This window comes from Mesorhizobium sp. M2A.F.Ca.ET.046.03.2.1 (assembly GCF_003952425.1).
Taxonomy (GTDB): Bacteria; Pseudomonadota; Alphaproteobacteria; order Rhizobiales; family Rhizobiaceae; genus Mesorhizobium.
Genome location: NZ_CP034449.1, coordinates 824,017 through 835,532, shown reverse-complemented (window position 1 = coordinate 835,532; position 11,516 = coordinate 824,017). Strand labels below are relative to the sequence as shown.

Sequence of the window (11,516 nt, the reverse complement as noted above, 5' to 3'; positions counted from 1 at the left end):
GCTGGATCATTCCTCATGTCAGAAAAACGGCAATTGCGGCTCGGCGCCTTCATGCGCCCCGTCAGTCTTCACACCGGCGCCTGGCGTTACCCGGGCGCTTATCCCGACGCCAACTTCAACTTCGCGCATCTCAAGCGTTTCGCGCAGACGCTCGAGGCGGCCAAGTTCGACGCCTTCTTCATGGCCGATCATCTGGCGGTGCTCAACATGCCGATCGAGGCGCTGCGGCGCAGCCACACGGTAACGTCCTTCGAGCCGTTCACGCTGCTCTCGGCGCTTGCCGCCGTCACCGACCACATCGGCCTGGTCGCCACCGCTTCGACCACCTTCGACGCGCCCTATCACATCGCCCGCCGCTTCGCCTCGCTCGACCATATCAGCGGCGGACGCGCCGGCTGGAACATCGTCACCACGTCCAATCCCGACGCGGCGCTGAATTTCGGCCTCGACGAGCATGTCGAGCATGACGAGCGCTACCACCGGGCGCGCGAGTTCTACGATGTCGTTACCGGGTTGTGGGACAGTTTTGCCGACGACGCCTTCATCCGCGATGCGGAGAGCGGGCTCTATTTCGATCCGGCGAAACTCCATGTGCTCGACCACAAGGGCGAGCATCTGTCGGTGCGAGGGCCACTCAACATCGCCAGGCCGGTGCAGGGCTGGCCGGTCATCGTCCAGGCCGGCGCGTCTGACGTCGGACGCCAACTGGCCGCCGAGACGGCGGAGGTGATCTTCGCTGCGCCGCCCGACCTGGCATCCGGCCAGCGCTTCCTTGCCGACGTGAAAGGCCGAGCGGAAAAACTTGGCCGCGCGCGCGACGACATCAAGATCCTGCCCGGCGCCTTCGTCATCGTCGGCGACAGTGTCGAGGAGGCGCGGGCCAAGCGCGCGAAGCTCGACAGCCTCGTCTATTACGAGAGCGGCATCGCCTCGCTGTCGATCGCGCTCGGCCACGACGCGTCCGGTTTCGATCCGGACGGACCGTTGCCAGACATTCCGGAGACCAATGCCTCGAAGAGCAGCCGCGAACGCGTCATTGAACTGGCGCGCAGTGAAAACCTGACCGTTCGCCAGCTAGCGCAGCGGCTCGGCGGCTATTCCGGACTGGCTTTCGTTGGTACCCCGAAAACCATCGCCGACGAGATGGAGGAATGGCTGCTCACCGACGGTTCCGATGGCTTCAATGTCATGTTCCCCTATCTGCCCGCCGGGCTCGACGACTTCGCCGAGAAGGTGGTGCCCGAGCTGCAACGTCGCGGGATCTTCAGGCGCGACTATGAAGGATCGACGCTGCGCGAGAATCTCGGCCTGAAGCGGCCGCCGAACCGGTTCTTTGAAGAGGAGGCCGTCCGTAAGGCCGGCTGATCTCTGCTTCGACCAACTCGCAAAAGAAAACGGGCGCGCCGAGGCGCGCCCGTTTCGTTCGGGTTGCCACGTCAGATGACGAACACCCAGTTGGCGATCAGCATCACGATCACGCCGGCGGCGAGCGTCAGATAGGGCAGCATGCCCGCCTTCTTGACCGAGAGGTCGGCCCCCGCCATGCCGAGGTCGGCCATCATATGGTCGGGGAATTTGCCGCCATCCTGGATGTAATGGCGGAAGCAGAACACCGGGATGATCAAGGCAGCCGTGATCAGGCCGGCCCACAGCGCCATCGGGTTCCAGACCTTGGCGCCGGCGCCCATGAAGATCGCGTTGACATAGGCGAAGATGGCGCCGATGCCGAGCAGCCAGGTCGGCGCCCGCCACGGCCGCGTGATGTGGCCGTTGTCGATGCGGTGGATCCAGCCGGCATTGAGGTTGAGGAAGTTGAAGATGATATAGCCGCAGTTCGACACGGCGAGGATGAAGAAGAAGCTCGTCGCATCGGCCGAGGCGATGGCCAGCACGATCAGGTTGAAGATCAGGTCGGTCCACATCGCCCGCGTCGGCGCGCCGTGCTCGTTGACATGGCTGAGATAGCGCGGCAGCCAACCGTCGACCGAGCCCTGGTAGAGCGTGCGCGAGGAGCCAGCCATCGCCGTCATGATGCAGAGCACCAGCGCCAGGATCATCAGCATGACCAGCAGGCTGTGGATCAGCTTGCCGCCGCCGACCATGCCGGCCAGCGCGTCGGCGACGCCCGAGCCGTCGACGATCGGCGTCGCCAGCATGCCGTTCAGGCCCAGAACGCCCTGGAAGGTGAAGGGCACCAGGATGAACAACAGCATGCAGAGCAGGCCGGAATAGAAGATCGCCTTGAACGTGTCGGTGCCGGGGTTCTTGAACTCCGACGTGTAGCAGACCGCGGTCTCGAAGCCGTAGGTCGACCATGCGGCGATGAACATGCCGCCCAGCACGAGTGTCCAGCCGGCGATGTTCCACGACCCGGGGTCGGGCGCATAGGCCGCCGCCAGCGGCACCAGCGGCGAGAAGTTGGCGTAGTCGATCTGGCCGGTGATGATCGGCACCACGCCGACGATCAGCATCGGGATGATGACCAGCAGGCCGATATATTTCTGCACATTGGCCGTGCCGAGGATGCCGCGATGCTGGATGGCGAAGATGACCAGCATCAGCACCGTGCCTATGAAGAAGGTGGCGTTGAGCGTGAAGGAGACGGGTCCCAGCGTATGGCCCCACAGCGTCCAGGTGCGGATCGCCGGCGTCGCGGCGGCCGTCACCGCCGCGATGGCGTCGGCAGGGGCCGTCCCCGCATGCGCGGCGATATAGGCGACGACCTCCGGCGAGGTCTCGGAGAAGACCGGGATCGGCGCCAGGGCGTTGAGGATATAGGCGGCGGCGATGGAGCAGCCGAGCGACAGCACCGGCGACCAGGCGAACCAGTTGCACCACACCGACAGCGGCGCGATGAATTTCGAATAGCGCAGCCAGGCGGTAGCGCCGTAGATCGAGGCGCCGCCCGACTTGTTCGGGAACAGGCCGGCAATCTCCGCATAGGTGAAGGATTGCAGGAAACCCATGATCATGGACACCGTCCAGATCAGGAAGGCCAGGGTTCCAGTCGTGCCGGCAATGCCGCCGATCGAGAACAGGACCAGCGCCGGAACGCCGCTCGCCACCCAGAAGGCGCCACGCCAGTCGATATGCCTGAGCAGCTTGCTTTCGGCAGGCTGCTCCAGGGCCGTGCTTATCGTGCTCATATCTTGTGTCTTCCCCTTTTTTCTGTTCCCCGCCGGCGACGCTTCGGCTCTCGCGAAGCTTGCTCCCCGGCCACTATGGCCCAACCGTCGTGTTTCCACTCAGTCGTATTTTTTTCTTTAGAGTGAAGATTGATCCGGCGCGCTTTCGCGTCAAGCGTTTTGTGGATGTCATGCACATCACGCTTGCGAAACATCGGCTCTTTCCTCCTCCCCTTGTGGGGTGAGAAGCGGTCGCGCAGCGAACGAAAAGCCAATTGCTTGGCTTTTCGAGCTTCGAACGCCCTGAGTCTGCGAAGGGCCGGGGGCCGATCCACCTCCCGGTCCCCGCTGCTTCGCAGCGTCCTGGCGTTCGCTGGCATTTCATCGTGCCAGTGGCACGATGAACTCGCCTTCGGGGAACCGGCTGCTCACCCCACAAGGGGAGAAGGCAAGGGCTGCCGCTATCAGGATCTCGGCTTGGTCTTCTGCGGATCGTAATGCGCGAAGGCCACGACGCGCGCCGGCAGCCGCTTGGCGTGGCCGTCGAGCTTGCCGATCTCGACCTCCGTGCCGATCTCGGCATGGGTGACGTCGAGCCGTGCCAGCGCGATTGTCTTGCCGAGCACCGGCGAGCGCATGCCGGAGGTAACCACGCCGATCTGGGCGCGGCCGACATGGACGCAGTCGCCATGGCCAACCGGGATGTTGGCGTCGATGTCGAGGCCGACGAGCCTGTGCTGCGGATGCTCCTTGCGCCGGATCAGCGCGTCGCGGCCGATGAAGTCGTCGGCCTTGGTCTTCAGCGGCACGGTGAAGCCGATGCCGGCCTCGAACGGATCGGTCTGGTCGGAGAATTCGTAGCCGGCGAAGATCAGTCCGGCCTCGATGCGCACCATGTCGAGCGCCTGCAGGCCCATCGGCTTCAGCCCGTGCGGCTGGCCGGCTTCCCAGACGGCGTCGAACACTTTTTCGGCGTCGCGCGGATGGCACCAGATTTCATAGCCCAGCTCGCCCGTATAGCCGGTGCGCGAGACCACCACCGGCACGCCGTTGCCGCCGCCGATGCGGGCGACGGCGAAGCGGAACCATTCGAGCTCGCCGATCGAGGGCTGTACCGGCGAGGTCCAGACGACCTCCTTCAAGATGTCGCGGCTCTTCGGTCCCTGCACGGCGATGTTGTGCATCTGGTCGGTGGAAGAGCGCACCAGCACGTTCAAGCCGAGTTTCTTGGCGGTCTCGCGCAGCCATTCGCCTGAGAAATCGTCGCCGCCGACCCAGCGGAAATTGTCCTTGCCGAGCCTGAGCAGCGTTCCGTCGTCGATCATGCCGCCATGCTCGTAGCACATCGCCGTATAGACGACCTGGCCGACGCCGAGCTTCTTGACGTCGCGTGTCAGCGTGTATTGCAGCAGCGCCTCGGCGTCCGGTCCGGTGACCTCGAACTTGCGCAGCGGCGACAGGTCCATGATCACGGCGTCCTGCCGGCAGGCCCAGTATTCGGCGATGGGACCTTCCTTGGCGAAGGAATTGGCCAGCCAATAGCCCCTGTATTCGACGAAATCGCGCGTGTGCTTGGCAAAGCTCGAATGAAAGGCTGTCTCGCGGGTCATTTTCGGTTCCGAGTCGGGCTTCATGCGTCTGGCGATCGCTCGCGAGAATTTGTGCTGGCCGGAATAGGTCCGCACATGGATGTCGGTGAGGTCCCAGCCATTGGCGGGCGTGGTGTCGTCCGGGCAAGCCGAGGACACGCAGACGATATCGGTCAGGGCGCGCATCAAAACATAGTCGCCCGGCCGCGACCAGGGTTCGTCCGACACCATCACGCCATGCGCGTCGATCGCCGTGTTGAAGAAGAAGTTGATGGCCATCCAGCCGGCGCGGGGCGTGACACCCTTGTCGGCAAGCGCCTTGTTGAAGTTCTCCGAGCAGTTGGTGTGGCCCGGATAGCCGATGTCGTCGTAATATTTGGCGGCGCAGGCGAGCGCGAACGCATCGTGCCGGCCGCATGTGTCCTGCACCACCTCGACCAGCGGCTCCATGTCCTGATCGTAATATTTCGAATGCAGGCCGGGCATCGGATAGGCCGAGCCCATCAGCGTGCGCGTCGTCGTCACGTCGAGCGGCAGGTCGTGCCCCTTATCCAGTTTGCGCGCCGAAAAGCACTGGAAATCGGTGCACTGCCGGCCGTCGACGTCGATGATCTGCAGATAGTCGCCGGCCCTGACGAAATAGGATTCGGCGGTCGCCGAATGCACCCTGAGATCGAGCACCGGATCGGCGAGCGGATCGGCAAGCTGCCCTCTCGTCTTCAGCCGGATCGTGGCGCGGCGCACCAGCACGGTCACCGGCGTCGCCGTGTTGTGGCCGTCGACCAGCATAGGCCCGCCGGGCGCCGCGATCAGCAGCGCGCCGTCGCGCTGCACGGAAAAACTCTGCTCGGTGCCCGCCGGCGTGGCGCCCCCGAACACGCGCACGGCCTTCGGCTGGTCGAACTCCACCTTGCGGCGCTCGAGGCTGAGGCGAACCGCCGAGAGACTGTCGTCCCCTTCGGCAAGGAGCGCCTTGATGCCGGCCGCATTGCTGTTCGACCTCTCACCGAAAATGCCGGGATCGGTGATCCCCGTTTTATCCCAGGCCAGCAATTCGCAAGGCTGCCCGCCCTCGACATTGGTCACACTGACGCTGTCGCCCGCCTCGACGTCGATCAGCACCGCGCCATTGCCCTGCACGGTGTAGCGCTCCAGGCCCGGCGGCAGGCGGATCTCGCCGGGCCTCAGGATCAGGCTGGGCTTGGGCGGCCCGGACAGGACGGCGGGGTAGGGCGACTGGCTCATCTCAAACCCTCCTCCGAGCGAGAAACAAGTTTGCCTGTGTGTAAAATTATTTTCGCTGAGAGAATAGCAGGGGAGATGGATTTGGCAAGAAGGTGTGGTGCTCTGGGTGCGATCGCCGCGAGGTGGTTTGCCGACATGCTTGTCCTTCGAACGTCGGCGCCGCCCCTCATCCGCCCTTCGGGCACCTTCTCCCCGTGAACGGGGCGAAGGACGCTGCCGCCTTCGATTTCGCCAATCGCCAACGCTGCGGATCGGAGTGCCGTCGTTGCGGCCAGTGTCCAGCGGATAGATGGGTAACACTTTGAACCGGATACATAGGTAACAGTTTTCTCTCCCTATGATGCGGTCGCCGCAGCGCCAAGCGGTCGGCTTGGCGCGGCGCTGCGGCGAACCAGTTTCATGTGCTTCTCATCGATGAAGCCGAGCGGATGGGTGTGGAAGCGCATCGTCCACTCGCCATCCTCGGTCTCTTCAATGGCAATCGGTTCGCCGGCCAACGTGGCCGAGACATAGATCTCGGTGCCCCGCCATTTGACCGCGCCGTTCTGGCGCACGCCGCGCACCGCTGCCTCGGTCGGATAATCGGGTTCAGGGGCTGTCTTCGGCATCGGTCGGGTCGAGGGGCGGTAATGCTGTGCCGGGGTGTCCATGCCCAGCGCCTCGTGCGGACGCTCCTCATTGTAGCTGCGCCGGAAGTTCTCGAAGGCCCTGGCTTGAGCCGCTTTGTCAGCCTTCGGTGCATCGGCCATCGGCAGCATGGTCAGATGGAAACGCTCATGGCGCCCGTTCTGCTGCGGCTTGCCTGGCTGGATGCGCTCCAGGGCGATGCCGAGCTTAATGAAGCGCACTGCCAGCGGCGTCAGCCCTGTGACGCCGGCCGACGCAAAGGGTGGGCCATTGTCGCTTCGAATGCGATCCGGCAGACCGTTTTCCTCAAACAATCGCTCAAACACCGGCCACGCCTCCTCGTCGGCCGTCGAGCCCGTCGCCTCGAGCCCCAGCAGGTAGCGGCTCAATGCATCCATCACCGTCAATGGCTCGCAGCGCCAGCCGTCACGGGTCCGGAACCAGCCCTTGTGGTCTACCGTCCACACCGCATTCGGCGCCGCAGGCTCCGGCCATGGCCCATTGCCCACAGCCCGCCAGCGCCGGCGCCGGCGTCCCACAAGACCATGCCGCTTCAGGATCTCGCCAGCTGTCGAGACTGCCGGCCAGCCACAACTGGGCTCCGCCCGCTTCAGCCGCGCCATGATCTTCTTCGGCCCCCACAGCGGATGCGCTTCCTTCTCCGCCACGATCCGCTCCACCAGCTCGGCTGCCGTTGCTCGGCCGTGATCGAGCGGCGCCCGCGGCCGGTCGTGCAGGCCTTCCGGCCCGGTCTCCCGGTAACGCCCAAGCCATTTGTAGCCGGTCTTGCGTGAGATCTCGAAGGCCGCGCAAAGCTGCGTCATCGTCTCCTCGCCAGCTAGGCATTCAACAACAAAACGAAGCCGCTCATCCATGATGCCAGTCTCTCGCCAAACCATCGCCGGTCCTCCCGGCTGGCAAGAAAACTGTCACCCATCTAATCGGTCCATTCTGTTACCTATCTATCCGGTTCGGACACCAGCCCTTCTCCCCGTCACTATACGGGGAGAAGATGCCGGCAGGCAGATGAGGGGCAGCGCCGAGTTTTGGCGGTTGACCGCTAAAGGTCCTCGGAATGGCCGATGGTCACGCCATACTCAGCAGCGGAATCCAGCACAGTGTGCCAAAGGCTCTCGGCAAAAGTCGCAAACACCAGCAGATTGAAAACAGCCAGTCCGTTGCGATCACCACCGCGCCACAACGTGACGCTCGTATGATCCATCGAGGTCGCCGCCGCCGCACCTACGCCAAATACATCGGGATGCAAATCGATCGACGACAGCTTGGCGAGCATCGCGCGCGCCTTGTCGCCGGAGATGCTGATCAACGCCCGCGCATGCGATTGGTCGGACAGCGAAGCCGAACCGGCAAAGCCAGGGGCAAGCACCTCAATCGAATGCTTGCCGTCCTTGGACAGCACAAGGAACTGGTCCGGTCCTGACCAGATCAGCGACGCGTCCGACGTGCCGATAGCCTTGGGCGTCTCCGGCGCGGCAACGCCGAAGTGCGCCTTCGCAGCGGCGATCATCTCGCCGGCCTTGCCGCGCCGCGCCATGACCTGCACGAGGTCGAAATTGCGGATCTCGGTCAGCGTCACGCCGGCTTCGCCCTGCGCGCCATAAGCGCCGCCGACGAGCGCGCGGTCGAGCGGGCTGCGGACATCCCAGGAAAAATCAGCCACGCTGGCGCCCTCCATCCGGATCGTAGAAGACGGGACTGCAGAGCTCGACATCGTAGTCCTCTGAGCGCAGCGGATCATGCGCGCGCACGGTCTCGCCGATGCGCTCGCGGCCGCGCTCGACGAGGCCGAGCCCGATCCACTGGTCGAGCACCGGCGAGAAGCACACCGAGGTGACATAGCCCTGGTCGTTCTCGGGGCCGGGCGTTTCGCCCTTCGGGATGATATGCGCGCCGGAGCGCAGGCGGCGCGCCTTGTCGGTCGGCTTGATGCCGACGACCACCTGCCGGTTCAGCGCGACCAATGCCTCGCGGCCGGCCATGACGCGGCCGATGAAATCCTTTTTGGTCGACATCATCTTGCCGAGGCCGAGATCGCCGGCCGTGGTGGTGCCGCTGAGCTCGGGTCCGGCGACGTGCCCCTTCTCGATGCGCATCACACCGAGCGCTTCGGTGCCGTAAGGCGTCACGCCGAATGGCTCGCCCGCAATCATCAAATTGCGCGCCATCGCTTCGCCATAACGTGCCGGCACCGAAATCTCGAACGCCATCTCGCCGGAGAAGGAAATGCGGAACAGCCGCGCTTTCAGGCCGCCGCGCAGCTTGACCTCGCGCGCGCCCATGAACGGGAAGCCTTCGTTCGACAGGTCCTCGGCCGGATCGACGATCTCCTTCAAGAGATCGCGGGTCTTCGGCCCGGCGATCGAGAACTGCGCCCACTGATCGGAAACCGACGTAAGCTGCACATCGAGCTCGGGGAACAGCACCTGGCGGCAGAACTCCAGATGCTGCATCACCAGCCCGGCTTTCGCCGTCGTGGTGGTCAGGAAATAATGGTCCTCGGCGAGGCGGGAGGTCGTGCCGTCGTCATAGACGATGCCGTCCTCGCGCAGCATCAGCCCGTAGCGCGCCTTGCCGACGGCGAGGCTGGAGAAAGCGTTGATGTAGACGCGGTCGAGGAAGGCGCCGGCGTCGGGCCCGTGCACGTCGATCTTGCCGAGCGTCGAGACATCGCAGAAGCCCACGCTGCTGCGCACCGCCTTCACCTCGCGCGTCACCGATTCCAGCCAGTCTTTCTCGCCCGCGCGGGGGTACCATTGGGCGCGCTTCCAAAGCCCGGTGTCGACAAACACCGCGCCTTGTTCGGCCGCCCAGTGATGCGACGGCGTCAGCCGCGTCGCATGAAAATTCTCGTCGCGGTGATGGCCGGCGAACGCGCCGATGGCGACCGGCACATAAGGCGGCCGGTAGATCGTCGTGCCGGTCTCGGGAATGGATTTGCCGCTGACCGCCGCCATGATGGCGAGGCCGGCGACATTGGAGGTCTTGCCCTGGTCGGTCGCCATGCCGAGCGTGGTGTAGCGCTTCAGATGCTCGACCGATTGAAAACCCTCGCGCTGCGCCAGCTCGACATCGGAAGCCGTGACGTCATGCTGCTGGTCGACGAAGGCCTTGCCCTTGCCGGCGACATGCCAGAGCGGCGTTAGCGAGAAAGCCGCGTCGTCAGCGACCGGCATCGAGCCGATATTGCCGCCGCGCCCGGCATCGCGCGCCGCGGCAGCGCCGGCTTCGAACCCTTCGCGCAGGCAGGCCCCGAGACCGAAAGCGCCATTGGCGGCGCCCGCGGCGACCATGCCGGGCGGCGCGCCGTCCGGCACGAAGGCGGCGATGTCGTCGCGCCATTTCGGCCGGCCGCGATGATAGGAGGTGAGGCCGACGGCCGGGTTCCAGCCGCCCGAGACGGCGAGCCCGTCGGCCTCGACCTCGGCGCGTGCGCCGCCGGTCAGTGAGACGGAAATCTTGCGCACGCCGGTCTTGCCGCCATCGACAGCGGAGACCGAGCCGTGCAGCACCGGAAAGCCGCCCTTGCTGGCCAGCGAGCGATGCGCCGGCGAAACATCCGGCCGCGCATCGATCACCGCCGCCACTTGCAGCCCGGCGGCGATCGCCGTCTCGGCCGTGCGCCAGCCGTCTTCATTGTTGGTGAAGACCGCGATGTGTCTCGCCGGCGTAGCGGCGTAGCGGTTGATGTAGCTGCGCATGGCCGACGCCATCATCACGCCCGGTGTGTCGTTGCCGGCAAAGACGATGGGACGTTCGATCGCGCCGGCGGCAACCACGCAGCGCTTGGCCACAATCCGCCACAGCCGCTGCCGCACCTGATGCTCCGGCGGGACCGGCAGATGGTCGTTGACGCGCTCGATCGCGCCATAGGTGCCGCCGTCATAGACGCCGAACAGGGATGTGCGCGTCATGATGCGCACATCGGGCATCACAGTCAGTTCGGCAACCGCGCGCGCAACCCATTCGGCGGCGGGCAGTCCGTCGATCGGACCGCCATCGGCAAGCAGCCGCCCGCCAAGGACGAAATCCTCCTCGCACAGGATGACGCGCGCGCCGCTGCGGCCGGCGGCAAGGGCAGCCGCCAGACCAGCCGGCCCGGAACCCGCGATCACCACGTCGCAATGCGCCCAGGCCTTGTCATAGTGGTCGGGATCGGAAACGCCCGCCGCGCGACCGAGGCCGGCGGCGCGGCGGATCGCCGGCTCGTAGATTGCTTCCCAGAACTTCGCCGGCCACATGAAGGTCTTGTAGTAGAAGCCGGCGACGAAGATCGGCGCGAACAGCTGGTTGACCGACATGACGTCGAAATTGAGCGACGGCCAGCGATTCTGGCTGGCGGCTTCGAGGCCTTCATAAAGCTCGGCGGTGGTCGCCTTGGTGTTCGGCTCGCGCCTGGCGCCGCTGCGCAATTCGACCAGTGCGTTCGGCTCTTCCGACCCTGCGGTCAGGATGCCGCGCGGGCGGTGATATTTGAACGATCGGCCGACCAGCTTGACACCATTGGCGACCAGCGCCGAAGCCAGCGTGTCGCCCTTGAAGCCCAAAAGAGTCTTTCCGTCGAAGCGGAAGCTGAGCGCGGTCGAGCGATCGATGAGGCCGCCGGATGTGAGACGGTTTGCCTGATCGCCGGCCATCACGCACCAACCTTGGCGGCGCCGGCGCCTGCAGCCGCCTCGACCGCCGAAATCTCATGCGTCAGCGTGTTGCGAGTGACCTTCAGCCACGCCCGGCAACCGCCGCCATGGTACCAGTGCTCGCTCATCACGCCGGCGATGTTGTCGCGCAGATAGACATAGTCGTAGACCGCGTCCTCGCCGGCATCGGCCGCGGGACGTTGCGGCTTGGCGTCGCCGAGATAGGTGAACTCGCCGAGCTCGCGTTCGCCGCAGAAGGGACAGGTGATACGCAT

General features: G+C 65.1%; 7 protein-coding genes. 1 reads left to right on the top strand and 6 read right to left on the bottom strand.

From position 1 onward, the window contains the following. Window positions 1-15 precede the first annotated feature (15 nt). The gene (locus EJ072_RS04115) at window positions 16-1,365 is read left to right on the top strand and encodes an LLM class flavin-dependent oxidoreductase (protein WP_126078679.1); all 1,350 of its coding nucleotides are present in this window, start codon (window positions 16-18) and stop codon (window positions 1,363-1,365) included. 71 nt (window positions 1,366-1,436) lie between these two features. On the opposite strand, the gene EJ072_RS04110 is transcribed toward EJ072_RS04115, so the two are convergent. From EJ072_RS04110 to EJ072_RS04085, 6 genes are all read right to left on the bottom strand, one after another. Beyond that, on the bottom strand, window positions 1,437-3,146 hold the full coding sequence (locus tag EJ072_RS04110) for an APC family permease (RefSeq protein WP_126078678.1): 1,710 nt from the start codon (window positions 3,144-3,146) through the stop codon (window positions 1,437-1,439). A 443-nt stretch (window positions 3,147-3,589) separates the two neighbouring features. Continuing rightward, the gene (locus tag EJ072_RS04105) at window positions 3,590-5,959 is read right to left on the bottom strand and encodes an aminomethyltransferase family protein (protein WP_126078677.1); all 2,370 of its coding nucleotides are present in this window, start codon (window positions 5,957-5,959) and stop codon (window positions 3,590-3,592) included. 335 nt (window positions 5,960-6,294) lie between these two features. After that, complete coding sequence (locus tag EJ072_RS04100; RefSeq protein WP_126078128.1) at window positions 6,295-7,485, bottom strand: integrase core domain-containing protein; 1,191 nt, start codon at window positions 7,483-7,485, stop codon at window positions 6,295-6,297. 161 nt (window positions 7,486-7,646) lie between these two features. Further along, a complete protein-coding gene (locus EJ072_RS04095; protein WP_126078676.1) occupies window positions 7,647-8,267 on the bottom strand; it encodes a sarcosine oxidase subunit gamma family protein in 621 nt (206 codons plus the stop codon). After that, window positions 8,260-11,241, bottom strand: coding sequence for a sarcosine oxidase subunit alpha (locus tag EJ072_RS04090; protein WP_126078675.1), 2,982 nt, complete (start codon window positions 11,239-11,241; stop codon window positions 8,260-8,262). The genes EJ072_RS04095 and EJ072_RS04090 overlap by 8 nt, the downstream gene beginning before the upstream one ends. Beyond that, window positions 11,241-11,516 (bottom strand): sarcosine oxidase subunit delta, encoded by a 276-nt coding sequence (locus tag EJ072_RS04085; protein WP_126078674.1) that lies wholly within the window; start codon window positions 11,514-11,516, stop codon window positions 11,241-11,243. The genes EJ072_RS04090 and EJ072_RS04085 overlap by 1 nt, the downstream gene beginning before the upstream one ends.